Source organism: Streptomyces sp. rh34, assembly GCF_002551245.1.
Classification (GTDB): Bacteria; Actinomycetota; Actinomycetes; order Streptomycetales; family Streptomycetaceae; genus Streptomyces.
The window spans coordinates 14,384-40,573 of record NZ_NTGZ01000001.1; the positions used below are offsets into that span (position 1 = coordinate 14,384).

The 26,190-nt window shown below is 66.4% G+C and carries 27 protein-coding genes; 24 read left to right on the forward strand and 3 right to left on the reverse strand.

Annotated elements, in window-relative coordinates; translation table 11 throughout:
- Positions 1-471 precede the first annotated feature (471 nt).
- From CR470_RS41060 to CR470_RS00095, 5 genes are all read left to right on the forward strand, one after another.
- Positions 472-1,248, forward strand: a complete 777-nt coding sequence (locus CR470_RS41060; RefSeq protein WP_306667779.1) for an ATP-binding protein — start codon at positions 472-474, stop codon at positions 1,246-1,248.
- A complete protein-coding gene (locus CR470_RS00085) occupies positions 1,236-2,351 on the forward strand; it encodes a radical SAM protein (RefSeq protein ID WP_097865509.1) in 1,116 nt (371 codons plus the stop codon). The genes CR470_RS41060 and CR470_RS00085 overlap by 13 nt, the downstream gene beginning before the upstream one ends.
- The gene (locus CR470_RS39220; protein ID WP_179892068.1) at positions 2,351-2,488 is read left to right on the forward strand and encodes a hypothetical protein; all 138 of its coding nucleotides are present in this window, start codon (positions 2,351-2,353) and stop codon (positions 2,486-2,488) included. Before CR470_RS00085 ends, CR470_RS39220 begins: the two co-directional genes overlap by 1 nt.
- Positions 2,489-2,594: 106 nt before the next feature.
- Positions 2,595-3,416 (forward strand): aminoglycoside phosphotransferase, encoded by an 822-nt coding sequence (locus tag CR470_RS00090; RefSeq protein ID WP_097865510.1) that lies wholly within the window; start codon positions 2,595-2,597, stop codon positions 3,414-3,416.
- Positions 3,417-3,434: 18 nt separating this feature from the next.
- Positions 3,435-4,835, forward strand: coding sequence for a tyrosine-type recombinase/integrase (locus tag CR470_RS00095; protein ID WP_097865511.1), 1,401 nt, complete (start codon positions 3,435-3,437; stop codon positions 4,833-4,835).
- A gap of 16 nt (positions 4,836-4,851) precedes the next feature.
- On the opposite strand, the gene CR470_RS38995 is transcribed toward CR470_RS00095, so the two are convergent.
- A complete protein-coding gene (locus tag CR470_RS38995) occupies positions 4,852-7,710 on the reverse strand; it encodes an HNH endonuclease signature motif containing protein (protein WP_143663733.1) in 2,859 nt (952 codons plus the stop codon).
- Between the two features lie 571 nt (positions 7,711-8,281).
- Here CR470_RS38995 and CR470_RS00100 point away from each other — a divergent pair.
- The 5 genes from CR470_RS00100 to CR470_RS00115 all read left to right on the forward strand — a co-directional run bounded on the left by CR470_RS00100 (position 8,282) and on the right by CR470_RS00115 (position 12,679).
- Positions 8,282-9,952: an HNH endonuclease signature motif containing protein gene (locus tag CR470_RS00100; RefSeq protein WP_097865630.1), complete on the forward strand. Its 1,671-nt coding sequence runs from the start codon at positions 8,282-8,284 to the stop codon at positions 9,950-9,952.
- Between the two features lie 143 nt (positions 9,953-10,095).
- On the forward strand, positions 10,096-11,007 hold the full coding sequence (locus CR470_RS39000) for a hypothetical protein (protein WP_143663734.1): 912 nt from the start codon (positions 10,096-10,098) through the stop codon (positions 11,005-11,007).
- A gap of 24 nt (positions 11,008-11,031) precedes the next feature.
- On the forward strand, positions 11,032-11,538 hold the full coding sequence (locus tag CR470_RS39005) for a hypothetical protein (RefSeq protein WP_143663735.1): 507 nt from the start codon (positions 11,032-11,034) through the stop codon (positions 11,536-11,538).
- A 104-nt stretch (positions 11,539-11,642) separates the two neighbouring features.
- Positions 11,643-12,089 carry a GntR family transcriptional regulator gene (locus CR470_RS00110; RefSeq protein ID WP_097865513.1) on the forward strand — a complete coding sequence of 149 codons (447 nt, stop codon included), beginning with the start codon at positions 11,643-11,645 and terminating at the stop codon, positions 12,087-12,089.
- Positions 12,090-12,106: 17 nt separating this feature from the next.
- On the forward strand, positions 12,107-12,679 hold the full coding sequence (locus tag CR470_RS00115) for an HD domain-containing protein (protein ID WP_097865514.1): 573 nt from the start codon (positions 12,107-12,109) through the stop codon (positions 12,677-12,679).
- Here CR470_RS00115 and CR470_RS00120 read toward each other — a convergent pair.
- Both CR470_RS00120 and CR470_RS00125 read right to left on the reverse strand, forming a co-directional pair.
- On the reverse strand, positions 12,667-13,140 hold the full coding sequence (locus CR470_RS00120) for an NUDIX domain-containing protein (RefSeq protein WP_097865515.1): 474 nt from the start codon (positions 13,138-13,140) through the stop codon (positions 12,667-12,669). The two genes, CR470_RS00115 and CR470_RS00120, sit on opposite strands and share 13 nt — an antisense overlap.
- Positions 13,141-13,142: 2 nt before the next feature.
- Positions 13,143-13,901: a helix-turn-helix transcriptional regulator gene (locus CR470_RS00125; protein WP_097865516.1), complete on the reverse strand. Its 759-nt coding sequence runs from the start codon at positions 13,899-13,901 to the stop codon at positions 13,143-13,145.
- A gap of 815 nt (positions 13,902-14,716) precedes the next feature.
- Between CR470_RS00125 and CR470_RS00130 the strand changes: the two genes are divergently transcribed.
- The 14 genes from CR470_RS00130 to CR470_RS00195 all read left to right on the forward strand — a co-directional run bounded on the left by CR470_RS00130 (position 14,717) and on the right by CR470_RS00195 (position 26,123).
- On the forward strand, positions 14,717-15,013 hold the full coding sequence (locus CR470_RS00130) for a hypothetical protein (protein ID WP_097865517.1): 297 nt from the start codon (positions 14,717-14,719) through the stop codon (positions 15,011-15,013).
- On the forward strand, positions 15,010-16,041 hold the full coding sequence (locus CR470_RS00135; protein ID WP_097865518.1) for a DUF2637 domain-containing protein: 1,032 nt from the start codon (positions 15,010-15,012) through the stop codon (positions 16,039-16,041). The genes CR470_RS00130 and CR470_RS00135 overlap by 4 nt, the downstream gene beginning before the upstream one ends.
- On the forward strand, positions 16,038-16,667 hold the full coding sequence (locus CR470_RS00140; RefSeq protein ID WP_097865519.1) for a GGDEF domain-containing protein: 630 nt from the start codon (positions 16,038-16,040) through the stop codon (positions 16,665-16,667). The genes CR470_RS00135 and CR470_RS00140 overlap by 4 nt, the downstream gene beginning before the upstream one ends.
- A gap of 52 nt (positions 16,668-16,719) precedes the next feature.
- Complete coding sequence (locus CR470_RS00145) at positions 16,720-17,049, forward strand: RRQRL motif-containing zinc-binding protein (protein ID WP_257138285.1); 330 nt, start codon at positions 16,720-16,722, stop codon at positions 17,047-17,049.
- A 19-nt stretch (positions 17,050-17,068) separates the two neighbouring features.
- Positions 17,069-17,464 (forward strand): DUF3307 domain-containing protein, encoded by a 396-nt coding sequence (locus CR470_RS00150; protein ID WP_097865521.1) that lies wholly within the window; start codon positions 17,069-17,071, stop codon positions 17,462-17,464.
- 143 nt (positions 17,465-17,607) lie between these two features.
- Positions 17,608-19,842 carry a cell division protein FtsK gene (locus tag CR470_RS00155; protein WP_097865522.1) on the forward strand — a complete coding sequence of 745 codons (2,235 nt, stop codon included), beginning with the start codon at positions 17,608-17,610 and terminating at the stop codon, positions 19,840-19,842.
- A gap of 140 nt (positions 19,843-19,982) precedes the next feature.
- Positions 19,983-20,234, forward strand: a complete 252-nt coding sequence (locus CR470_RS00160) for a hypothetical protein (RefSeq protein ID WP_097865523.1) — start codon at positions 19,983-19,985, stop codon at positions 20,232-20,234.
- A gap of 44 nt (positions 20,235-20,278) precedes the next feature.
- Positions 20,279-20,467, forward strand: coding sequence for a hypothetical protein (locus CR470_RS00165; RefSeq protein ID WP_097865524.1), 189 nt, complete (start codon positions 20,279-20,281; stop codon positions 20,465-20,467).
- An 11-nt stretch (positions 20,468-20,478) separates the two neighbouring features.
- Positions 20,479-21,090, forward strand: coding sequence for a hypothetical protein (locus CR470_RS00170; RefSeq protein ID WP_097865525.1), 612 nt, complete (start codon positions 20,479-20,481; stop codon positions 21,088-21,090).
- Between the two features lie 3 nt (positions 21,091-21,093).
- Complete coding sequence (locus tag CR470_RS00175; protein WP_097865526.1) at positions 21,094-21,612, forward strand: hypothetical protein; 519 nt, start codon at positions 21,094-21,096, stop codon at positions 21,610-21,612.
- An 84-nt stretch (positions 21,613-21,696) separates the two neighbouring features.
- Entirely contained in the window at positions 21,697-22,560 is an 864-nt protein-coding gene (locus CR470_RS00180) for a bifunctional DNA primase/polymerase (RefSeq protein WP_097865527.1), read from the forward strand.
- A 3-nt stretch (positions 22,561-22,563) separates the two neighbouring features.
- Positions 22,564-24,039, forward strand: a complete 1,476-nt coding sequence (locus tag CR470_RS00185; protein WP_097865528.1) for an ATP-binding protein — start codon at positions 22,564-22,566, stop codon at positions 24,037-24,039.
- Between the two features lie 434 nt (positions 24,040-24,473).
- Positions 24,474-24,659: a helix-turn-helix transcriptional regulator gene (locus tag CR470_RS00190; protein WP_037878213.1), complete on the forward strand. Its 186-nt coding sequence runs from the start codon at positions 24,474-24,476 to the stop codon at positions 24,657-24,659.
- Positions 24,660-24,719: 60 nt separating this feature from the next.
- Positions 24,720-26,123, forward strand: coding sequence for a tyrosine-type recombinase/integrase (locus CR470_RS00195; protein WP_097865529.1), 1,404 nt, complete (start codon positions 24,720-24,722; stop codon positions 26,121-26,123).
- Positions 26,124-26,190 lie beyond the last annotated feature (67 nt).

The window sequence follows — 26,190 nt, forward strand, 5'->3', positions numbered from 1 at the left end:
TCGTCGCCGCACAGATTCCTCCGGTGGTACTGAGGGCGGTGCTGTGGAGCGTGACGGCGGGATGAAGCCGAGCTCTTGAGCGGTACACCCGAATACTGCTTCGAGAGCGCGCCGTTGTCGTGCCTGCGGCCACCTGGTTTTTCCGGTCAGCCAGTTCCTTACGTGACGGTCCTGGAGGGTGCCGGGCCTGCCGGTGAGGGTGCCGATCTCGTCGTTCAGTGCCTGGTCGAGTTCGTGCTGCCTCAGGCCCGTCACTGCCATCTTGGCGGCGAGTAACTCGTTCCCCGTCATGCGGTCACGGTAGCCCCGGGCACCAGAATGTGATGTCCGGTCAGGTAAGAATTACCGGTTGGCAGCAGGCGCCCCGGTGGGGGAATTGCCTGTGCCTCGGCTGGTGGGCGGCGGTTCTCTGGTGGTGCGGCGGTCCGAGGAGGCCGCGGCTTGGACCGCCAGCGAGGAGGAGCCGTGACGGTGGCCTCGATCGAAGAACCTCAGACCGTGGCTCCTGTGGAGCAGGAGTGGTCCCTTGGATACTCGATGGCGAGCGGCAGCGTGCCCCTGGCCCGTATCCACGCTCGCCGGACGCTCACCTTGTGGCAGTGGGCCGGCGATGTCGAGGACGCCGTCCTGATCCTGTCCGAGCTGGTCGCCAACGCCGTCAGATACGCCGGGAAGCCGGGAACCCTGGCCGGTGTGCGGCTCGCGATGCTGGAGGACGGAACGCTCCTGATCGACGTGTCCGACCCGATGCCCGCGTTCCCCGGCTTCGGCTCGATCGTCGCCCCGTCTCCGACCGAGGTGTCCGGCCGAGGGATCTGTCTGGCCCGGGCCCTGGGCGCCCGCGTCGGCTGGTTCCTGAGGGCGGACGGCGACGGCAAGACCGTACGCGCCGAGCTGCCTCCTCCGGACGGTGCCGTGAAGCGGTGCACGAACTGGCGTCGGGTGCCCCTCGACCTGGCACGGGAAGCACGGGAGCCGTCGACCGCCCCGTACATCGACAGGTCGGTGCAGTGCCAGCTGTCCGCACACGACGACGGTGACCACTTCGGCCTCCTCGCCGACGCCAGCACGTGCGGGGCCGCGCTATGGCTCCAGTGGCATGGGGCGGACGAGGCACGGCTCGCCGTACTCCCGGACTGCCCGGTGACCGCCCCGGGGCCCGACGGCGAGGGCTGCTGCCTGTTCGCCGACCACACCATGCAGCACACCTGGGAAGACGCCCTGGAGGAGGTCTCGTGCACCAGCTGATCGCGAGCCCGTACAACGGAACGTTCCTGATTGCCCGCCCCGGCTTCAAGGGCGGCATGCGCATCCCACGGACCCTCTACGAAGAGCTGGCCTCGACCGCCGAGAGCAGCAGCCCGCTGCCGGCCTGGCTCCTCGCCCACGCCCACACTGCCTGGGGTCTGGGCCTGGCGGGCGCGGTGATGCGAGACACCGTTCTCGTACGCCCCGAGACCGGTCTCGGCTACGGCCGCGCCACATACGAGATCAACAAGGGCTGCAACTTCAACTGCGAGCACTGCTACCTCGCGGAGCGGAAGTTCGAGGGGCTGCCCTGGCCGGACAAGGTCCGGCTCCTGCACCTGCTGCGGGACGCCGGGGTGCTGTGGCTCCAGTTCACTGGCGGCGAGCCGCTTATCGACCGGGACTTCGTGGACGCGTACACGCTCGCTCACCGCTCCGGGATGCTGATCGAGATCCTGACCAACGGCTCCCGGCTGCACCGCCCCGAGATCATCGAGCTTCTGCGCGACCTGCCGCCGCACAAGGTGACCGTCTCTCTCTACGGGGCGACCCCGGACAGCTTCGACTCGCTTACCCGCAAGCCGGGAGCGTTCAAGCTGGTCGAGAAGGGACTCGTCGCGGCGCGCGCGGCGGGCATCGCGCTGGAACTGGCGTTGATCATCACCCGCCACAACGCCCATGAGCTGGACGCCATGCGGGCTCTCGCCGAGCAGTACGGGGCGAGCCGCCAGGAGTACGGAACGATCTCCCCCACGTACACGGGCACTCCCGAACCTCTGGCCGCACAGGCGCCCGGCTTCCTGGACAAGGCCAGCGTCTTCAAGGGCTGCCCCGCCGGCCACACCTTCTTCCACGTTGACCCGCACGCCCTGGCGACCATGTGCAAGGTCGGCCGTGAGAACCCCGTCGACCTCATGTCCGAGGGTCTGGACGGACTCCTCCGCTTGCCCGGCATCGCCGATGCCCAGATGCTTCGCACCGGTGGCTGCGGCGGCTGTCAGCTCTCCGGCACCTGCCGGGTCTGCCGACCGCTCGCCAAGGCGTACCAGGAGGCGAAGGCACCACTGAACACCTACTGCCAACACGGAAGCGAGGAAACGTGATGACCGCTGTCATGGTGGAGGTCGGCCCCAGGCCGCCGGCCCCGCAGGAGCCCGAGGGGATCATCCTCCTGGACGACCTGGAGGTGCTGACCGAGAGCGCCGTCCCGGGCTGCAACGACGACAACCCGTACCGGTAGACAACCCGGTCGCGCAGAACCGCGGGGGCTTCTGGACGCTCTTCCGTCCGGAGCCCCCGCACCACTGCGTCCCCGCACACCCGCACCCGTGGAAGAGTGAACTCCCATGGCGACCATCCGCATCGGCCTCGACCGCCTGCCGCCCGCCGCCCGCGCCGCCGTCGAAGAGCACACCGGCCCCCTCCTCACAGTCGGGGAGATCGCCGAGGGCTTCAACAGCGAGATCGCGGCCCGCGTCACCTCCGCCACGGGCACCTGGCACGTCAAGGGCCTGCGCACCGACCACCCCCGCGCCTGGACCCAGAGCCGGGAAGCCACCGTCGCCCCCTTCCTCACCGGCCTGGCCCCCGCCCTCCGCTGGCGCGTCGAGACCGCCGGATGGGACCTCCTCGGCTTCCAAGCCCTCACCGGCCACCACGCCGATTACGCCCCCGGCTCCCCCGGCCTCCCCGAAGTCGCCACCCTCCTGCGCCGCCTCGGCGAGACCCCCTGCCCCGGCATCGAACTACGCCAAGCCGAGCAGCGTTTGGAGCGCTACGCCGATCACCCGGACGATCTCCGCTTCTTCGCCGGGACCCACCTGCTCCATACCGACCTGAACAACGCCAACGTCCTCGTCGACGACCACGCTCCCCAGGGCGACCGGGCCCGCCTGGTCGACTGGGCCTGGGCCACCCGCGGAGCAGCCTGGCTCGACGCCGGCTACTGGGTCACCTGGCTCATCGCCTCCGGCCACACCCCCACATCCGCCGAACGCTGGGCCGCCGAGATCCCCTCCTGGCACACCGCCCCCGCCGAAGGCATCACCGCCTTCGCCGCCGCCAACGCCAACGTCTGGTCCGAGATCAGCAACGCCGACCCCCACCCGTGGACCTTGCGCCTCGCGACTGCCGCCACTACCTGGCACGCACACCGCAAGACTGGTTGAACCGAACCCTCCACTCGGGTGTACGACGTGAAGATCTGGGGCATCCGCAAGCGCCCCGACCGCGCCGCCGCCTACCAGCTCCGCTGGCGGGCCGGCGCCCAGCCCTTCTCCAAGAGCTACAAGATCAAGGCTCGAGCGGACGGCCGCCGCGCGGAGTTGCTGACCGCCCTGCGCAACCGCGAGCGCTTCGATACCGACTCGGGTCTGCCCGAATCCGAGGTTCGGGCCCTGGAATCCCCCACGTGGTTCGCCCACGCTCGCGCCTACGCCGAGATGAAGTGGCCGGCGGCCTCGGCCAAGCACCGTGCGAGCATCGCGGATGCCCTGGCTACGGTCACGTCCAAGCTGGTCAAGGACAGCCGCGGTGCTCCGGCACCGGAGGCTCTTCGAGCCGCGCTCTACGCCTGGTCCTTCCGGTTCGTCCGCGGTGACGACGGTGTACTGCGTTGCCGACTCGATGTGGAGACGCCACCGGCCGACATCATGGCCGCGCTCGACTGGATCGAGCGTAAGTCGGTAGACATCGCCGACCTGAGCACGCCTTCTGTGGTGCGGTCCGCGCTCAACGCCCTGAAACTCAAGATGGATGGGACGCCTGCGGCCGAGAACACTGTCAGGCGCAAGCTCCCCGTGTTCAGGAACTGCCTCCGGTACGCCGTGGAGCGCGAGCTACTGACGAAGCTCCCCCTGGGCCAGGTGGACTGGAGCCCGCCGGGGACGGACGACGAGATCGACTTCCGATTCGTTCCTGGCCCCAGGCTCGCCGAGGACCTGATCGACACCGCTGGTAGGCAGGGCAAACGCGGTCAGCACCTCAAAGCGTTCTACGGCTGCCTCTACTACGCGGCGAATCGCCCGGGGGAAGCAACCGGGCTGCGGGAGAACGATTTCGTCCTCCCGGAAGAAGGCTGGGGAGAGGTGATCCTCTCGACCAGCACCCCGCGTGTGGGTTCGGGCTGGACGGACACCGGCGAGTCCTTCGACACCAGGGGGCTCAAGAAGCGGGCCCGCAAGGCAACCCGCTCCGTGCCCATCCCGCCCGTCCTGGTTCACCTGGTGCGCGAGCACATCAAGCAGTTCGGCACCGCCGAGGACGGTCGCCTCTTCCGCGCGGTCCAGGGCGGTCACCTACTCTCGAAGGAGTACGGCGAAATCTGGCAGGCCGCCCGCCGAGAGGTCCTGACCGAGGCCGAGGTCGGCTCACCCCTGGCAGACGTGCCGTACTCCCTCCGGCACGCGGGCGTCTCCCTCTGGCTGGACTCCGGCGTCCCGCCCGCTGAGGTCGCCCGCCGCGCCGGCCACAGCATCGCGGTCCTCTTCCGCTTCTATGCCAAGGCAATCCAGGGCAACCAAGATCATTCAAACCGACAAATCGAACGCTCTCTAGATGCAGCAGACCGCACGCAGCGTGAAGGCTGAAATAACACCATCCGGTCTACCCGACCAATCTCCGAACATCACGCCTATGGTCGGCTCGCAGTACAGTGCGAACGGATTCATGTTCGGGTGCATCCTTCAACCCTTTAGCAAGGATGAGACGCACACCAGGGTCGCTATCGGACGACAGGCGATCACCAAGACCTAGCCACCTTTCCGGGGCCCGACTCCAAGCCAACGCCGCAAAGCAACGCAGCCACGGACTCGGATGATTGGCCAGCATCTCAACATCCATCGAGAGCTCGCCATCGGGCAGATCTCGAAGCATCCTCGCGATAGACCGACACGTCGAGCTTCCCACCGAGGAAAGCAGTGGGACAGCGGATCGCTGGACCTCTACATACTGCTCTGTCGTATGCGCCAACCGTCCGGCGGCTTCAAGCGCAAGGGCACCAAGGGAGAGGTCTCCTTCCATGACCCTAAAGCGACTGAAAGGATCATCTCCATAGCTCATCGAGACCGCACTCGGCAACGGATCTCGCACAAATTCGAGCAGGGAATTAAATGTAGAATCTCTCGCTTCTGGCCGTAACTTCGACCCAACGATTTTGATGGCCACAATTGCGCTAGCGCGGTTCGATTCGACATCTCGCGACTCGAGCATCCGCGCCATCATCGCTTTGACGAATTCCTCCCTGTCAGAATCTTCGAGGATCGCGACAAGGATTGCCGCATCCGCCAAACCGACCCTTAGTTCCGTCACGCCGGCTTGGACTACGAGGGGTCGAACATACTCCTCACACTTCTGTCTAGCTACAGGCAAGCAAACGGTCGTGTCACATCCGGCCACCACGAGACCGAGTGCAGCGTACGGATTTCCCCTCTCTGCTTCGCCTCTCAAACGCTGCTGAACGCGCGCCGGATTACCAGCCAGGATCCATTCACCTTCATACATAGCCTGGTCGCTAACTTCATTACCGAGCAGCACTGCATCACACAACATCTCGACCACGCGCGGCGCAAATTCGGCACGACTATCGCAAATCTTTACGATTGCCTTAATGAGCGGCTCGTCTGTGCGGTGATGCGTTCCAGGCTTCCGGTTAAATGAATCCGACATCAGATCAAGGAAACTTCGCGCACCTTCGAGACTTACCTCATCCGCAGTCGCCGAGAAAGCGCTGAATGCGGGCACCCATACACCCGTCTGCGAATTATTTGGAGGAGAGTCGCAAATTTCCGAAAGCGCGTATCTAGACCACGCCTGAGCACCCTCGCGAGAAAAGTACCTTCCGGCAAACGAGACAAACTCGCAGGCCGCCCTCTTCTCCCAATGAGGAGCAGAATCGGCAGGGGGATCCAGGATCAGCTCTTGATCCGGCCATTTCTTGGCAAGCTCTCTGAGTTTCTTCACCCTCCCGCTACGAATATACGGGAGCGGGACTTCCGACCACTTCTCTGTCGACTCAAATAGATCACCAAAGCGCTCATGCGCCGTGAGCTCGGCCGCCCAGCTGGCCGAAACGACTGAATGCCTGAGATTCTGATGAAGGCATTGCAGTGCATCGGGCCATTTCTTGTCGAGAATTCTCGACAGCGCCCGCTCTGCGAGTGGATACGGCTCAGGAAGCACCGACCCTTTGCCGGACGCCCTGAGGGACTGAGCGACGCGATGGAGATCATTAAGGTCTTCATTGAGCCGCCAGTACTGCACTCGTGCAGCTCGTAGAGAATATAGCCAGTCAGCCGCAGAATCATTCAGACGAGCTGTGACAGCGCCATCAACTGCATCCTGCCATCGCTGCGTTCCTTCGTCAGGGTGTCCGGTAAGGCAGAGGTACCGGGCATGCCTTGCGGCAATCCAGGCGGCAATGGCTGGTGAGTAGGTTGATCGCGCATTCCTCGTCAGGTCAGACCAATCACCCTCAGCTTCAGCCATGCACATCCGAAGCCGCACCGCCAAAGTAAGGCTATGCTCATCTCTTGGACTCTCACTAACCAGGCTCCTCAGTGCACTAATGCGAGAATTGATCAGATCCAGTCGGCGCCATGTAACTGCCTCTTCTGCAAGTGCAGTCGCAACATTCAAGTAGCCTTGATCTGCAATCTCCATCTGATCAAATACTTCCGCTAGATCGTCTAGAGAAACACCTCTCTCATAGCCGAACGCGGCAGAATACGAGAGACCGCCGACTGCTCTTTGAATGCTCTCGGGGAGTGACTCTCGATATTTTTCGATCTCTTGAAGTTGCTGACTGACAGAAAATACGTCACCCGAGAAATAGTGCCGCCAGCCGAGATCTACTCGAAGTCTTGCAGCCTCAAGGGAGCTCTCACCTGCCTCTAGTGCCATGCACTGGCGACTACGAATGATGGCTGCATGGTGGACAAACGGGGATCCTTCAAGTCGAACAGCGACTTGATCAAGTAGTGCTGCCGACTCCAGTGGGGTCTCTTTAAGTCGCTCTTCCGCCTGGCGCAACCGCTCACTCTGACCCAGGGATGAGATCGGCCCTCTCAGAACTGCATCCGAGGTGATTGGAGGTTCCCGATTAATGATGCGCTCGATGGCGGCAAGTTCCGCCTCCCCGACTTGACGCTCGCCCTGCCGAGACTGCTCAATTTTCCACGCAGTCAGCTCTTCGATAGAGTAACTAGACTCATGCCTGTCGATTGGTGGGTGGTGATCACCACACAGGAGCAGAAGGTTCTCGAAATCATTGAGCTTGCCGAGGGGGTAAGCCGCATCATGTCGCGGCCCATTTTTCTTCTCGGAGCGAATATGAGCGATCTGCGCAGTAGGCGTATAGAGCTCACGATCCTTGAAAATCAAGGATCGTTTGCACCCTGGGTACGCGCAGTGCGTCGCTGTACCAAACAGTAGCTTAATCGTCACTTGCGTGTAGCTACGCGCCATGGGATTAGACTAACTGAGACAAAGGACATCGCTACTACTATCTGCGATTTCGCAGCCAAGTCTCGGCCTCGTAGCGGGGGGTGCTGTTGGGGCCTCATCGACGGCCGGCCCGCTGCAAGGCGTCACACCGCCTTCTCCCGCGTTGTGGTCCACACACGCTGGTCAACGACGTGACAAGGGCGGATCAAGGTGAGACAGACACCATGCGAAAGGGGCGCCCCCAGTCAGGGGCACCCCTTGTGGCCAGCGCGTACGCTGACCTGCTGCGGTGGGTGTGGGATTTGAACCCACGGTGACATCGCTGCCACGACGGTTTTCAAGACCGCCTACCTCAACGAACGTCCGGCTCTCTGACCTGCTCCCATGCTGAGACTGCGCCTCAGGAGTGCTTCGCTGGCCCACACATAGCCCACGGCTCTCGGGTTGGGGCACGCCCATACGAGCTGTGCGTAGCCTCACGAGACGTCATGAACACAGCCAGACGACTGGGGACACAGCCACCGTCGAGACCAAGTCTGAGACGGCTTCGCTCCGAAGCCTGTTGTCAGTGCCGTGATCTACGGTGTGGTTCATGGCACCGTCTGAGATCACGCGCGAAGGCATCCTGAGTGCGATTGCAGAGCATGACCGCCTCGGGGCAGAGGCGTTCCGCGACACGTACGGCTACCGTGCGGCTCTCACGTACCTGCTCGTGCACGAAGGACGAGAGTATGACTCCAAGGCCATCGCCGGCGTTGCTCATCGCTACGACTTCGGAACTGCGCTAAAGCACTCACAACTCAGCGGTGGCCTGGAGGGAGCCGTGGCGTGGCTCAGGCGGGAAGGCTTCACAGTCGTTGAGCCGCCTAAGACATTCCACCGGCGAGTTGGTGACGTCCGGCCGCCCCGTCGTGCAGATGGCACGCCGCTGCACAGGCCCGTACTTCTGCTGTGGGCACTTGGGCAGGCCGTGGCTGGCGCGCCCCGTATGCAGCCGTGGTCCACCACACGTGATGCCGTGGCGCCCCTGATGGAGAAGTATGCCCAGGCCGAGGACGGTATCGACGCCACCCGCTACCCGTTTTGGGTGCTGGTACGAGACGGCCTTTGGAGCCTTGACGATGCTGCGGAGCTAACTCTCACCAGTCAGGGGCGCCGTCCCACGCTGGAGTCCTTGAACCGAGTAGATCCGACAGGCGGTCTCCGCGAGGAGGACTACACGCTACTGCTGTCGCAACCCGAAGCCGCCGCCAGTGCCGCGGCAGGCCTGCTGCTGCGCTACTTCTTCCCGCTCCCCCCCAACCTGCTAGACGACTTTGGCCTCCGCACTCTGCTCGCCGGCAGGTGGGCCGATGCCCTGCGCCCACTGCTCGGGGAAACGTTCAAGGACCGCGACGCTATCTGGCGGACCTATGGCGGCCAGAAGATGGCAGGGATCGGCTGCCTCGCAGACGGGATTCTCAGCGCCTTCTCCGACGACAAGGGGCCCTACGCCGACGGACGTATCCCTGACACCAACTGGATCGCCTACGTGGGAGACGGCCTCTCCGGCGATCAGGAGATCACTGACGGCAATGAGCTCATGGCCTCATACCAAGCCGATGGTCGTCCGCTCCGCTACTGGCATAAGCCTTACCAAGGACAGTTCAGCTTCGAGACATGGGCCGTGATTGTGCAACGCCGGCGACGCTGGGGCCTCGGCGAAGACAAGGAGTGGCGTCGCGAGTTCCTCTGGGTACTGGCCCCCGTCCCCTCGCCTGAGCGCGAGACGTGGCCTTCAGACGTTGTCGCCGCATTGGAAGCGGACACGGGCGAGTTGCACGACGACACTGCCGACTACCGGCCCGGTGATGTCGATCCCGAAGAGCGTGACGCCGGCGAGAGCGACAAGGACGCCTACCAGCGTCTGGCGCAGAGGGCCGAAACGAACGCCAAACGGCGAGGCCAGCTGAAGAAGCCGACCGTCGCCGACCGCTACGTCCGGGACCCAAGCGCAAGAGCAGCCGTGATACGGCGGAGCAAGGGCAACTGCGAGAGTCCCAAGTGCGAGGGGCACCCCAAGGAACGCACCACCGCGGGCCTGCCAATCTTGCAGGTAGACCACGTACGCGACCTGACCAAGGGCGGACCCGACGTTCCCTGGAACATGATCGCCCTCTGCCCAAACTGCCATGCCCTGAAGACCTACGGCGAGAACCGGAAGAGCCTCCAACGCCTCCTCGCAGCGACGGCCAAGCAGCTGCACGAGGAGGTGCTCAACTAGTTGCGAGACGCCTCGTACACCACCGACCATCTCGATAGTTCCTGCTCAGATGGGTTGTAACCAGCGAAAATCGAACATATAATCGGAAAGGCGATCGTAGCCTTTAGTAGCTGGGTGTTAACCGAGGGGGATAACATGCCTTCATGCTGAAGCGCAGACTCATATTTCACCGCTGGGGATCCGTCGCGGGGAAACCGGACTTCGCCCCTCGTGTCGTCGCATCAGACCTCGGGGCCGCGATCGCGAGCAATGGCGACTTTGCGATCTTCGATGACGGCGACTCGGTTACAGCTGTCGAGGTCGTATCGATCGGCACCGGGAGCGAGCCCACGAATCTGCGACTCTTCGCGCTTCGCGGCGCAGACGATCGCCCCTTCAAGTGGGACAGCGCAGGAAGCGTCAGCCCTATCTCGCTCCGCGATCACGAGTATCCAGCAGACGTGAGCCATGTATCCCTCTGGCCCGACGGGGTGTGCGCTCACGATTATGCAAAGAACGTCCCACGCCTCTCTCGACTCTCCCTCTTCCTTCGCCGGAAAATGAATGCACACGTCAAGTTCGATGCCCTTTACCGGGAGGATATGCATGAAAAGCTAACGGCAATGGAAGGTCACATGAGGTCCGTCGAGGTCGCTATGACACGAAGGCACCCTGAGACTACGGGCCGAGTGTTCGGCACTCTCATTCCAGAGAACTTCGGAAGGCGCGCACCCTCCATTCGTTTCACGCTTGGAATGGGAAAATACGGCCCGCGCGATCGCTATCTTGATGGCGAAACGGAGGAGCAAGTATTTGCCTTGGCCGAGCAGGCAGACGACTTCGTGACGAATATGATCATTCGTGGGCGCAACCCCGTGACCGGGAGAGTGGAAACCATCAATCTCCTCCACGAGCGCCTCCAGGTCGAACAGACCTTCTCCAACAGCTCTACCGTCCCCTCCATGCCTAGGCCGGAGGAGGTCTTTTCGGCACTCGACCACACGTACCACGAATTTCAGCGCGACGGCAAAATTGCCTCAGCAGTGCAAGGGCAGAAGATGCGAGGCAAATCTTAGCCACCGGCTAACGGGAGGGCCTAAATGTTGCGAGCACTAGGACAGTGGCTAGACCAACACCTATGGGCCCTTCCGATATTTATCTTTTCTCTCGTTGAGATTGGCTTTATCGCCGGCCATCTCGTAGGCGACGAAGCCTTCCTTCTTGCCAGCTTGAAGGTAGAGAGCCGTAAGGAAATCTATTCATCGTTGACTGGCTCATCCAGCGGCCTACTAGGCTTCGCTCTCGCCGCTGTAGCGATCATGGCTGCTTTCGGCAGGAGGACCGGGAACACGGATGATGATCGCCGCCGAGAGAATACCCTTGCCGAAGCCCGGGTCGGAATCAGCAAAATTCTCCTGGCTACGAGCTTTTTACTGATGGTGATTCTGGTAACGGCTACTCTGGCCATCGGGATAGACGACCAGAAATTCGGCAGCTTCCTCATCACAAGCGTAATCACTTCAGCAGCGACAGCCAGCATAATAGGCCTCATGGTGAGCTGCGCGGGTCTGGCACTTTCCCTTACGGAAAGAAGCCGGCAAAACTAAATTACCCCAGGTCCACCGCAGGGCTACGACCTCGGCCTGCGCGAGAGCATGTTGGAATGATTAAATGGCAGGCTTGAGGAGCCTCCGAAGGAAGAGGGAGAAGCGTGTCGCAGCAGGCCAGCCCTCGTGGGACCTTCCTGAAGATCGCTGAGGTCGTCAGGGCTCGGATCGATGCCGACCCGACGATGACCGAGCTACCAACGGCTGCGGACCTGATGGGCGAGTTCGGCGTCTCTCGGGGCGTGGCTCTCCGAGTCTTTGACGCCCTGCAAGAGCAGGGCGTCGCAGAACGAGTTGCTGGCAGTCGCTTGCGAGTGGTGCGACGTGGGGAAGCAGTCGACCGCCGGCCGTTGGCTGAACGGCTCGCCGAAGTGATCGCGAATGACCGCCTCGCCGTGGGGGCAACCTTCCCGAGTGCGACCAAGTTGTGTGCACGGTTCGACGTCTCCCGACCCACCCTGGCCAAGGCGCTCCACAAACTGGAGGTCGCTGGTCTTCTCTCGGAAGGCAAACAGGGCAAGCCCCGCACCGTGCTGTCCCTGCCAAAGTAAGAGGAGAGTGCCAGCCTGTGAGCTCCAAAGCGTTGACTGAGTGGGCATACCCGCTTGCCGAGTCGCTGCTCTCCGAGCCGCTGCCGCGTCGATGGGCGCACTCGCAGGGTGTGGCGGAGAGAGCCCGCGCCCTAGGTCTGATCCTCGGTTCGGACGCCGATCTCCTCGAAGCGGCGGCTGTGCTGCACGACATCGGGTATGCGCCCGACCTTGCCAAGACTGGCTTTCACCCGCTGGACGGTGCGCGGTACCTACGGGATGTAGCTCGCGCTGACGAGAGAGTGGTGCGCCTCGTGGCCCATCACTCCTGCGCTTGGATGGAGGCAGAAGCCCGAGGGCTCCGGGGCGAGTTGGAGGAGGAGTTCCCTCGCGAAGAGCCTCGCCTGAGCGACGCTCTCTGTTTCTGCGACATGAACACCACGCCAGACGGCACCCCGACGAATCCAGTAGACCGAATCAACGAGATCGCTGGTCGCTACGGTCCGGAGAGCTTGATCGGGACGTTCATCCGACGCGCAGAACCGGAGATCATCGACTGCACGGTACGTGTCCTTGAGCGCCTCGCTGCTGCTAAGCGTCAGCCGACGTAGGGCGCAGTCCGCTCCCGGTCCAGGGCATGCTCGATCCTGAGCCGCATGGTGGGGTGAATGTCGAACTCGCGCAGGTCCGATGGGCTGACCCATCGGACCTGCGTCGTCTCATCACTCGTACGGACGTCGCCGCCGACCGGGCGGGCGCGAAAGCAGATGCTGAACTGCTGGCGGGCCTCGCCGTCGTCGTACAACATCACGTGCCCCGGGTCGGTGTAGATCCCCGACATGTCGACGACTTCGGCTTTGATACCGGTTTCTTCCCACACCTCGCGCACGACGGTGTCGCTGATGGACTCACCCACGTCGTGACCACCGCCGGGCAGCGCCCAACGGCCGTTATCCGAGCGCTGGATCAGCAGTACGTCACCTGAGTCATTCTGGACGAACGCCACAACGGACGGCACGACCGAGTTGGCCGGCGGGGCGTCGGGATCGTGAAGGTAATCGATGCGTCCCATGCTCAAGCTCCCGTGATGTCGTGGTCTGAGACGGGGCGGGCACTGCCCCAGGTCTGTTCGATGCTATTCGCGTACGTGTCGAAGAGCCCGCCGCCGGGCAGCCGCCTCAGGTGCAGGACGGGCGCCATGTAGGCCCCGATTCCGTAAACGTGGGTGTTCACCAGCATCTCGTCATCGGATCGGAAGAGCGAGTTGTAGAGCGTCCCGTCATGCAGGCGGAAGCCGATGTCCGGGTGGCTGGCGAAGAGCGGGCGGTAGTTCACCAGGGCGTTGCGAATCTTGCCGTCCATAATGCGGTGACCTTCGTCTATGCCGCGCTGTCGCACCGCCTCGCAGTTCGGGTCCCCCAGCAGGATCCGCACCTGCGTGGCCCCTTCCGCCTTCTTCTTCAACAGGTCATGAAACAGGGGATCTTCCGATAGCCATAGCCCGGAGTAGACGAGGACATCAACCCGGGACTCGGCTCGCTCGTAGATCTCACGCCACAAGGTGTTCGGCACCATGTGGCGGTGCGGATAGATGGTGACGATCTCAGCCTTGCTCAGATCGGTTGACGTAGCGACAGCGCGCGAGTCGTCCCACAGCGTCGTCACATCGACGTTGAGCTTCGCGGCGGTGGCGTACTGATGACGCCTGTACGGGACTTTGCCCTGGGTGATCCAGCGTTCGACCGTCTTCGGGTTGACCTCGATCGCGTCGGCCAGTTCCTGGATGGTCACGCCCTGAGCGAGCAGGGCCGACCGTAAGCGTTCGTTGGACATCTCAACCCCCGTGGGACGTCTTGGGACCTCTCGAAGGTAGCTAGATGCACTTCAGCTGTCCACGGAAGGGGTAAACAACGCCCCTGACCTGGGCCGATGCTGATGGAGCGCCAGGACGCCAGGGCGCGAAACAAGAAGTCACCGCCGCTTCGCTTGACACCACCTCATTGCAGGACCTGTAATACAGGTACTGCATCAGGCAGAAGCGGTAGAGGGGCCCTGTCCGGGTCGCTCAATGCAGAACAAGTCCACAGCGTGATCCACCGCAGTACGGCGGCCGTGACCGTTCCGGCCGAGGCGAGTGGAGACCAGTCGGCCGAGAAGGGGCCCCCGTCACACCGGAGCCCAACACCCCACACGGGGGACACGCCACCGACTCGAAAGAACCGCTACGGCACACCTTGAAGCTGCCACCTCAGACGTCCGGGACTTCGGATCTCCCCGGACCGAGCAGCGCCGAGCGAACACGAGAACCGAGCACCCACCCACCTCCTGAATCACTTCGGAGGCCCCATGAAGAAGCGAATACGCAGGGCGTCACCTGCGCTGGACGAGCGCAGGTGACCACGCCCTATGCGTCGGCGGCCAAGCAGTACGGGCCGCCTGTATGAACCGTGCTTCCCGTGGCTATCGCGGGGCCGGTTGCCTCCCTCGCCCGTCCGGTCCCACCCATGTGGTGGCGCTGTACGGGCGGGGTTGAGGGGAGCCGGAGAACGTCCCTTCCTGCTTCCTCCGTAGACGGCGCGCGGCCCCGGTGCTGGAACACCGGGGCCGCTGTTCTGGGCCGTCGTACCTGCTAGGGAGAACCACGACCCATGAAGAGCATTGTGGCCGGTCGCGTAGCGGCCAGCACCACCGAGTTCATTGAACTGGCCCTCGGTACCCCGCTGGAGTTGTGGCTGGGTGTGGAGGGCGAGAGCGATATGGAGCGCGCCGCCCGCGAGGATGCGGCCCGCGACATCCTCGCCGACAACCCCGACTTCCCCGACCGCGTGAGCCAGGTCGCCGCGCAGGCGATCGAGGCCCACGCCCCAGAGCTGTTCAACGTCACGATGCTCCCCGCCCGCCGTCCGGGCGGCCGACGGCAGTACCGGGGCGGTGTGGCGGCATGACCACGACGACACAGGAAACGGTGCGGCCGGCGGTTCCGCCGCTGACTCGCCCGGAGATGGGCCTCGCCGGGTTCGGCGCGCTCGCCGCGGCCGGTGTCGGCGTGCTCGGGCTGCTCTCGTCCTTCGACGCCGTGTCGGACGCGGCGGCGGGGTGGGGGTTCAGTGAGGCGTGGATGGTGCCGGTCGGGATGGACGTGGCGATCCCGGTGTTCTCGGTGGCCAACCTGCTCCTGATCCGCATGGACATGCCGTTGGCGTGGGTGCGGTTCGTCCCCTGGGTGCTGACCCTGGTGACGTGCGGGCTGAACGTCTCGGCTGGGCATGGGCTGTGGGCGAAGGTGGCGCACGGGACGATGCCGCTGCTGTGGGTGGTGTTCTCCGAGATCGGCGCGCACATCTACGCCTCCCGCATCGGCGCGGTGACCGGCCGACGCATGGACAAGATCCGTGCCTCCCGGTGGCTGCTCGCCTTCCCCTCCACCTTCGCCCTGTGGCGCCGGATGACGTTGTGGGAGGTCACCTCCTACGCCGACGCCCTCACCCGCGAACGCGAACGCCTCCTGGCTCTTGCCGAGTTGCGTGAACGGCACGGGCGCCGGTGGCGCTCGCAGACGCCCCGCCGCGAACGCGTCCTGCTCAAGCTCGGAGAACTCAACCCCACACCTGAGCAGGAGCCGCCCGCCCGGCATGAGCCCAACACCGCCCCGCACATCGAGCCGTCCGGTGCCCCGCACCCTGCAACGGCCCCTTCGGCCAAGCGGCCCCCGCGCCGTCCCGCCAAGGCGAAGCAGCCGAAGCGGACGCCGGAGGAGATCCTCGCCGAGGCGCGAGAGGTCACCACGGCGTGGCCGGACGCGGCGCTGACCGCTGACGGCATCCGTACGGCGGTGCACGTCTCGCAGGCCACCGCCCGCACCCTTCGCGACACCCTCAAGGCCGAACGCGCCGCTCAGCCCCTGCACAGCGTCGACACCGCACAGAACCACGACGGTGCCGGTGACGAGCAGCCCGGGGCGGTGGCGGCATGAGCACCCTCTTAACCGCTATCGCCGCCGCCGGTCCGCTCGCGGCCGGGTGGTCGGTGCACACGGTGTGGATGCGCCGCTCCCTGCGCACGGCTCGCCGTGACCCGCTCACCGGGCTCCGCACCCGTGACGGCTTCACCCGCCGCGCCACCGCCCTGTTGAAGGACCCGCGGGCGGTGGTGGTCCTCGCGGACATCGACCGCTTCAAGCAGATCAACGACACCCACGGCCACGCCGCTGGGGATGCCCTGTTGAAGGCGACCGCGGACCGGCTCGCGCACTACGTGGGCCGGGACGGGGTCGCCGGACGGCTCGGTGGGGATGAGTTCGCCGCCGTCGTCATCGACACCCACGGCACCGTCGGCGACCTGCTCGCCGTTCTCCACGGCGTGCTCGCCCGCCCCGCGGACGGGCTCGATCCGGCGGTGCGCACCACGGTGTCGCTCGGCTGGGTCCGCTCCTCCGACCACCCCAGCGACGACCTCTCCGGCCTGCTCCGGCGGGCCGATGAGGCGATGTACACGGCGAAGCAGGCACGGGCCGGGGTCCGCCGGGCCGGGCTCGGCAGGCTGCTCGCCACGTGGTCGGGGCGTCGTGCCGGCCGCCGCGGTACGGGGGTGGCGGCATGAAGCGCCCCCGGCGTTCGGCAGGTGCTACGACCCGACCGGGACGACGTACGGGGTGCCGACGTTCCCGTGGAGGTACGCCCCCGACGGCTACGCCACCCGCCGCCAGCTCCGCGCCCGCGGACTCCGCCCGGGTGGTCAGCCGGTCGCCGCGCAGGTGATGCGCCGCGCCCCGCGCCGCAAGGGCGGGGTGTCCATCGCCTACCTCTACCGCCTCGATCTCGCCAAGCCCGTCCGACCCATGACCCCGGGACGGGCTACGGCTCTCGCCGCCGCGATGACCGCGCGCCGCACCTGCCCGCAGTGCCGCGTCGACGTCGGGTACTGCATCCCGACTTCGCTCGGCATGTGCCCCGGTTGCGCCTACTCCTCCTCCCCTGTCTGACCCGGAAGGGTTGATCGCCATGCTCGGCTCGCTGTTCGTCCTGCTCTACCTCGGTCACCTGCTGGCCGACTACCCGTTCCAGACCGATCACCAGGCAGCCCACAAGGCCGACTGCAACGCCGCCGGGTGGGCCGCGAACCTCGCCCACGCCGCCACCCACGTGGCCACCTGCGCCACCACCCTGATCGTGGGTGCCCTGATCCTCGACGACGTCGTGCTGTCCGTGCCGGTCGTCGTGGCCGTGCTGCTGTGGATCGGTGGCACGCACGCCTTCATCGACCGGCGGTGGCCTGTCGCCCGCTGGATGGCCCTCGCCAAGCAGGCCGGATGGGCGAAGAACGGTGGGGCTGCCCATGTGGACCAGACCGCGCACGTTCTCGTGCTCGTGGTCGCCGCGTTCGCCCTCGCCGCCTGAAATCGAACCCGTGAACGAGGGGCAGGAATCCTGCCCCTCGTCCCCGTCCCGGGGACTGAGCATCAACGACATGGGCCCGGCCGCTCACCTCTCACAGCGTCGGCCGGGCCCGTGCCCACTCCCTTGTCCAGGAAGGACATTCAGTGAATCACGACGACGAAAGCGAACTCTTCGAGCGACTCGAAGCCGACATGAACACTCCCACCGAACCCGACCCGGTCGGGGACGTGGTGGACCTCGACAAGGCCCGATCCGCCCGCGCCGAGTCGGCCGACCCGACCACCGACCCGACGCCCGACCAGTCGGCCGACTCCCGCCCTGACGAGTCGGGTGTCGAGTCGGGCGACCCGACCGAGCCCGTGATGGTGGACGGACCGACCGAAGTCGGCCCCGGGTTCATGGGCCGACTCATGGGGGCCAAACGGCGGGCGATCATCCCGGCCTGGCTGCGGTCGGGCAAGGAGTTCCGGACCGCCGCGAAGTGGGCGACCGGGCACTACGGCCACCTGGCCGGATACCACGCCCTGCGCTCCCCGTACTACGCCGCCCGACTCACCTTCCAGGCTCCGGCCGGGGCGGCGAAGTTCGTGGGCGGGACGATGCGGTGGGTGGCCGACCGCGAGGGCGAACCCGTCCGCCTCGCCTCCGTCCGGCGCGAGGACGCAGCCGAGTACCTCAAGCTCTCCCGGCAGCGCGACGGCCGGGTCCGGCTGCGCACCGTCGTGGCGACGCTGGCCCTGTTCATCGGGATCGGCGCCGCGCTCGCCATCTACGTCCTCGCCCCAGGGTGGCTCCAACTCCTCACAGTCGGGGCGTTGGTGATGGCGCTCGGGTCGGTCGGCACGCAGGCCGACGCCCCGGTCATCACCCGGGCAGTCGAGATGACCAAGGCACCCAAGCTCACCTCCGACATCGTCCTGCGTGCCCTTGGTGCGCTCGGGATCACGGCGATCAATCAGGCGCAGGGGAAGGGGCGGGACGGGTTCACGTTCACCGCCCCGATCACCCGGGATGGGCCCGGGTGGCGTGCGGAGGGTGACCTCCCGTACGGGGTCACGGTCACCGACGTGATCGAGCGCCGCGACAAGCTCGCCTCCGGCCTGCGCCGCCCGCTCGGCTGCGTCTGGCCCGAAGCCGTCCCCGACGAGCACACCGGACGCCTCGTGCTCTGGGTCGGGGATCAGGACATGTCCACGGCGACGAAGCCCGCGTGGCCGCTGGTCAAGGGCGGGTCCGTTGACCTGTTCAAGCCCGTCAGTTTCGGCACTGACCAGCGGGGACGCTGGGTTGACATCACCCTGATGTACATCGCCGGAGTCATCGGCGCGATTCCCCGCATGGGTAAGACGTTCCTCCTGCGTCTGCTCCTGCTGATTGCCGCCCTGGACGCGCGTGCCGAGGTCCACACCTACGACCTCAAGGGCACCGGCGACCTCGACCCCGTGGGCGAGCGGGTCTCACAACGGCACCGGGCCGGGGACGATGACGAGGACATCGAGTACGCCCTTGAGGACCTGCGGGCCCTGCGCACCGAGCTGCGCCGCCGGGCGAAGATGATCCGGTCGCTTCCCCGGGATATTTGCCCGGAGTCGAAGGTGACCTCCGAGCTGGCGAACAAGAAGGAACTCGGTCTGCACCCGATCGTGATCGGGGTGGATGAGTGCCAGGTCTGGTTTGAACACCCCAAGCACGGCGGGGAGTTCGAAGAGATCTGCACTGACCTGGTCAAGCGCGGCCCGGCGACCGGGATCGTGCTCCTGCTCGCCACCCAGCGCCCGGACGCCAAGGCGCTGCCGACCGGGATCAGCGCGAACGCGTCGGCCCGGTGGTGCCTGAAGGTCATGGGCCAGCTGGAGAACGACATGGTCCTCGGTACGTCGTCGTACAAGCGGGGCATCCGGGCCACGATGTTCTCCTGGAAGGACAAGGGGATCCACTATTTCGTCGGTGAAGGTGCCGACGCGCGGATCGTCTCGTCCGTCTACGTCGACGCCCCCACGGCCGAGGTGATCGGGCTGCGGGCTCGCCGCCTGCGCGAGGCCGCCGGAACCCTCACCGGGCATGCCGCCGGGGAGACGTTCGAGGACCGGGAGACGAGCGGGTTCGACCTGCTCGCCGACATCCTCGCCGTCGTGCCGGCCGAAGAGCCGAAGCTGTGGTCCGAGACCGTCGTCGCCCGCCTCGCCGACCTCCGGCCGGAGGTCTACGGGGGCTGGGAGCCGGAGCAGCTCGCCACCGCGCTCAAGCCGCACGGCGTCCCCACCGGTCAGGTGTGGGGCAAGACCGAGGCCGGGAAGGGCGCAAACCGGCGCGGTATCGAACGCGCCCGCATCCTCACCGTGATTGCGGAGCGTGACGGAAAGCGGGACGCGAGCTGACCCCGCACCGCCGCTAGACCTAGCAGCCACCCCCGCTAGGTCTAGCGGCACCGCTAGCGGCCCATCAGCCGTTTGATCAGCACGCTAGTACCTAGCACCCCATCTGCGAAAACCCCGGAAACAGGCCTGGGAGGCCCTTGATGAACCCTGCCCTGCTCGCTAGCACCCTCCTCATGTTCATCACGCTCAGTTACGCATCCCTGTGCGCGGCCTCGCCGTTCGGGAACTGCCGCAAGTGCCGCGGCTTCGGTTTCGCGATGAAGACCGACCGCAAGGGCCGGGCCAAGCGCGGCAAGAACTGCCGCCGCTGCAAGGCCACCGGCAAGCGCATCCGAATAGGCCGCCACCTCTACAACGTCGCCGCCCGCCTCCACCGCGACGGCACCCGCTGACCACCCCACCCACCGCACCGCCGACCGCCGGAAAGGGGCCCGTCGTGGCCGTCACCGTCTCCCTGGTCCTGCTCTTCGGACTCGTCCTGTTCTTCCTGCTCCGCTCCAACTCCCTCGGCTGTGGCTCCGCGTTCATCGCCGTGATGTTCGGGTTCTTCCTCGCCTCCACCGGAGCCTCCACCCCGATCAACGAACTCACCACCGCCGTCATCAACTCCATCCCGGACCTGTAGGAGGCATCGTCATGAACGAACCTCTCGTCCAGCGCCACTGGGCCACCCTCGCGGCCCCGAAGGTGGCCCCGGCCATCGGCACGTCGACAGTGCTGATCCTGGGGCGGATCTGGAACGCCAACGGGGCCGAACACTCCACCGGCAACGCCGTGTTGATGGTCGCCCTCGCCGCCGGTGCCGCAACCGCCGGCGCGTTCGCCGCCGCCGGACACAGTGGCGGTGACGGGGTCCTCGCCGGGACCGCGTTCGCCACCTCCGGCGCCCTCGCCCTCGCCGGAGTCGCCGGATACGCCGACGGATGGTCCCTTCCCATCCTGCTGTGGGCGGTGGCCACCGCCGTGACGTACGGGATCGCCGCCCGCTACTGGCGCACCGACCGCCGCACCACCCTCGCCCACCACCGGCAGACCGAGGTCCGGCGCGAGGACCACGCCCACGTCGAACGCGTCGAAGCCCTCCGAGCCGGAGCCCAGATCGAGGTGGCCCGCTCCGGTGCCGCGTATGCCGAGCAGCTCGCCACCGCGCTCATCACCCGCGCCACCCTGCCCGGCTACGACCCGCAGGCCATCACCCGCGCGGGACTCCCCGAGCTTCCCGCCGTCGACATCACCAAGGAGCACTGAGCCGTGTTCGAGATCCGCGTCATCTGCGAGACCCCTGACCGCGAGGCCGTCGTCAGCGGCCTGCGGTCCCAGTTCAACATCGGCCGCGTCCACAGCAGCCTCTCCCTCACCTCCGGGGGCGAGCGCCTCTACATCACCGCCGACCTCCCCGCCGCCAACCCCTGGCCCACCCCCGAGCAGGCCTACGCACACGCCCCGAGCACCATCCGGGAGATCGGATGGACCGCACGGGCAGCAGCGGAAAGGCCGTTCGGCACGGCGCCGACGCGCGAGTTCTGGCTCCGCAAGGCGGCCCTCCTGGACCGCATCGCCCTCGCCGACGACCGCGAGAATGCCCCCGGCGACGCGGCCGAGGCCGCCACCGAGGCGGCCCGCCGCCTCGTGGACCTCGACAGCGCTGCCGGGCTCGGGCCCTCCGGCCACGCGGACGGACCGTACGCCCCGGATCACCCGGAGAGCACCCGCGACCCCCGCGGCTACGTCCGCCAGGAGTACGCGATCTGGCACAAGAGCAACCAGTAGCTACGCCAAGGGCGGCCCCCGTCTCGGCAAAAGTCCGGGGCCGCCCTTGTCTCCCAGCCCACAACAGAACTGGAGACACCCAGCATGACGCACCCCACCACCCTCCCGCGAGACCAGGACCGCGGTGCACAGCTCGCCACCGCACTGGCGCTCGCCGCGACCGGCGTGCCGGTCCTGCCGCTGCGGGCGGGGAAGATCCCGTTCGGGAACTGCCCGTCCTGCCGCGACAACGTGTGCGGCGGCCGGCCGAACATGAAGACCCCCGGTCCCTGCCAGTGCCCCCGCCCATGCCACGGATGGGCTGCCGCGACCGTCAACCTGGCGACCATCGATTCGCCCGGTTGGGCGACTGCGTGGCGGCAGGCGGAAGCGGTAGCGTTCTGCCCCGGCGAAGCCGGGGTCACCGTCGTCGATCTCGACAACGCCGACGCCATCACCTGGGCCCGCCACACGCTCCCCGCCACCCGCACCGTAGCGACGACACGGGGCGAACACTGGATCTACCGGGGTGCGATGCAGTCCGCGAACGCCGTGCGGCCCGGCGTCGACATCAAGTCGGCCATGTCCTATGCACGTTGGCTCGGGCCCGGCAACGGCACCACCACCGCCCTGCCCGAGGCCGTGCGGGCCCTGGTCGTCAGGAAGCCGTCGCCGGTCCGGGCCGTCACCGTTCCCGTACCGGCCGGGAGCGGGGAGTGCCGCCACCGCAGCCCCGCCTACCTGGAGCGCGGCATCGCGATGGCCGAACAGCAGATCACCGGCGCGACCAGCGGCGTGCACGCCACGGTCTACCGCACGTTCCTCGCCGTGCTGTCCACGCACGGCCGGTGCGGCTGCCTCACCGAGACCCACATGCAGCGGCTGTTCGCCGCCGCGCAGACCAAGGGCGAGACCGTCCGGCACTGCACCGACGCCTGGGCCAACGCCCGTACCGCATTGGGGATGTGAGTCATGTCCGAGGATGAGAAGACCCCGGCACGTGAGGTCATCACCGAATACGCGCAGACTCACTTCCGGTACTTCCGCACCGCCGACGGCACCGTCTACGCCCAGCGCAACAACCACCCCGTCGCCCGGCCGATCCGCTCGCAGGGCACCACGGGAAGCCACCGGCAGGAACTCATGGTCGGCATGTTCCGCGACGGGGTCGGCGTCTTCAACGGCACCTCGCTCAAGGAAGCCCTCGACCTGATCGAGGCCCTCGCGCTGACCGAGGACACGCAGGCCGTCCACATCCGCGTCGCCCCGGGCTTCGACGGGGCCACCTGGCTGGACCTCGGCCGCGCCGACGGGCAGTCGGTCCGTATCCACCCCACCGGGTGGGAGGTCACGGTTCCGGACCCGCGGGAGGTGTGCTGGCGGCGCACCCAGCTCACCGGGGAGCTGCCCCTGCCGGCCAAGGACTCCGAGGGCAAGGGCATCGATCTCCTGATGCGGCTGTGCAACTTCGCCAACGCCGAAACCGAATGCCTGGCCATCGCCTGGCTCATCGGCTGCCTCGGCCCCAACGTCCCCGTCCCCGCCCCCTTCCTCACCGGCCCCCAGGGCGCGGGAAAGTCCACCGGGGGGCGGATGCTGGTGCGGATTATCGAGGGCATGAGCGGGGATCTTCGGCGGGCCCCGAAGGATGAGGAGAACCTGATCGCTGCTGTGGCCGCCGGATGGGTCACCGCTCTCGACAACCTGAGCCACATGACGCCGGACCTGTCCGACGCCATGTGCTGCATCGTCACCGGAGCCGAGTCCGTCAAGCGCGCCCTGTTCACCGACGGAGACGTCCACCGCGCCCGCTACCGCCGCCCCATGCTCCTCACCGGGATCGACGTCGGCGTCATCCGGCCCGACCTCGCCGAACGGCTCCTGCCCCTGCGTCTGGAGCGGCCCCGGGTGAGACGGACCGAAGCGGAACTCTGGACGGAGTACGAAGAGGTCCTGCCCGTCGTCCTCGGCTCCCTCCTCGACCTCGCCGTCAAGGTCCGGGCAGCCAAGGCGGAGACGCCCACCGATCTGCGGATGGCGGACTTCGCCCACCTGTGCGCACAGCTCGACGTCGCCACCGGGCTCGGAGCGCTGCCCGCGTACCGGGCGAGCCTGGACGACCTCAACGACGACGTGATCGAGGGCGACCTCCTCGCGCAGACCGTCCTTCAGCACGCCGACACCATCGACCCCGGCGGCGAGCAGCGCATGACGTCCACCGAGTGGCTGCACGCCCTGAGCCGCCTCTACAGCGGCGACGAACTGCGCCCCCTGCCCAAAGGGTGGCCGACGACCGGCAAGGTCCTCTCCGACCGGCTCAAGCGCCTCCAACCCACCCTGGCCGCCCGGGGCGTCCTCATCGACACCGGCCGAACCAGCGAGGGCCGCTACCTCGAAATGGCCCGCAAGGCCACCCCCGCCGCACACGAGCAGCGGCCAGCGTTCTGACCCGCCGCCGCGCTCACCGGACAAGCAAGAGGAGCACCCGGCGCGACGTGCTCCTCTTGTTGTTCGGCGGCAACGCCGCCCCAAGGTCGCGCCGCCCCGCGGCTCCTTCTTCACGCGCTAAGCCGCGCACTACAACAGACACTCCCCCTCTCTTGTCCTAAGAGGGAAGACGCTGCGTCATCTGCGTCATGCAGCCCGGAAAGCAGCCCATGACCTGCAACTTCGAGCATGACGCAGACGGCCCCGCCTGCGTCATCCTGCGTCATCTGCGTCACCCCCATGACGCAGCCCATGACGCGCCGATGACGCACACCCACACCACTGCGTCACACGAAACAGCAGGTCAGAAGCCTGAATGACGCTGATGACGCAATGACGCAGAAATCCGCACCTAGGACAACCACGCCGCCCACCTCGCCGTCAGGAGAGATCTCGTGGCCCGCCCCCAGATGCTCAAACTTCCCGAAGTCCTCGACGAACTCAACATGTCTCGGGCCGCTTTCTACCGCCTTCGCGCCCGGGGCCTCGCACCCAAGCTCATCAAGCTCCCCAACCACCAGGTGCGCGTACGCCGCGCCGACCTCGACGCCTGGCTCGCCAGGTACGAGGAAGCCGCCTGAGTCCGCACCCACCAGATCTGAGAGGGCCCGCCGCGGCGGGCCCTCTCTTCATGGAGAGACATGCTCAGCTTCGACGTTGTCATCTGGTCCATCCGGCAGCGCAAAGGCCGCCCGAAGCCCTGGGAACTCCGCTGGCGCGTCGGAGCCGAGGGGCACTCGAAGAGCTTCACGCTCAAACCGCAGGCTGACGGTCGGCGCTCCCAGCTCATGGCCGCTCTTCGAGCGGGGCAGCAGTTCGACGAGGAGACCGGGCTCCCCGAGAAGGAGCTTGCCGCCCTCGCGATGCCGACGTGGTTCGAGCACGCCAGGGCGTACGCGCTGATGAAGTGGCCTAGTGCGGCGGCAAAGCATCGGGCGAGCATCGCGGAATCCCTTGCCGTCGTCACGCCTGTCTTCACGACCGGCACCGGCACCCGGCCTGATGCTCGCGTGCTCCGTGCCGCTCTGTACCAGTGGGCTTTCCGAGCCGTGGATGGTCCGAAGGATCAGCTCGTCTCGCGCGCCGATGCTCAAGAGCCTCCCGAGAACGTCCGGAAGGCATTGGAGTGGGTTGGGCAGCATTCGATGCGGGTGGACGAAGCCGCGAAGCCGGAGCACGTGCGAGCGGCGCTCACGGCCCTTTCCCGGCTCCTGAACGGCAAGCCTGCGGCGGAGAACACCGCCAACCGGAAGCGCATGGTGCTGAGCAACGCCTTCCGCTACGCGGTTGAGGAACGGGCCCTCCTCACCCGCCACCCGTTCCTCTCGGTGGACTGGGCAGCTCCCCAGACCTCAGACGAGGTCGATTTCCGGTGGGTGCCCGGCCCTCGACTCGCTCGCGCACTGCTCGCCGCCGTGGCCGCGCAGGGAGAACGTGGTGAGGAACTGGAGGCGTTCTACGGAGCTGTCTACTACGTGGCGACGCGTCCCGGCGAAGCCGCGGCACTCAAGGAGTCAGACTTCATCCTGCCTTCGGAGAGCGAGCCGGAGGCGTGGGGCGAAGTGCTAGTTTCGGAGAGCCACCCGGAGGTCGGAGGAGGCTGGACCGACAGCGGGAAGTCCCACGACGAGCGCGGCCTGAAGCACCGGGCTCGGAAGGCTGTACGGGCGGTTCCCGTCCCGCCGGTATACGTGCGCATGGTCCGCGCCCACATCGCGCGCTTCGGCGTCGCACCGGACGGTCGGCTGTTTCGGGCGGTGCGCGGCGGCCGTCTGACGTCGAACGAATACTCCGACGTCTGGAGCGAAGCGCGGAAGGCAGTGCTCAGCGAGCAGGAGCTTCGGACCGCGCTGGCAGAGGTCCCGTACTCCCTGCGGCACGCCGCGATCTCTCTGTGGATCAAATCCGGCATGGACCCGGTGGAAGCCGCCTACCGCGCCGGCCACAGCCTCGCCGTGCTCTACCGGTTCTACGCCAAGCTCCTCAAGGGCGGCTCGGCGGCGGCCAACCGGCTCGTTGAGCTGGGGCTTCGCGCCGAAGAGTAGGGCTGATCCTGGCCCGCGTATGGCCCACACGCCCTGGTCGGCACCGGGAATCAGGGGCGTGAGGTGA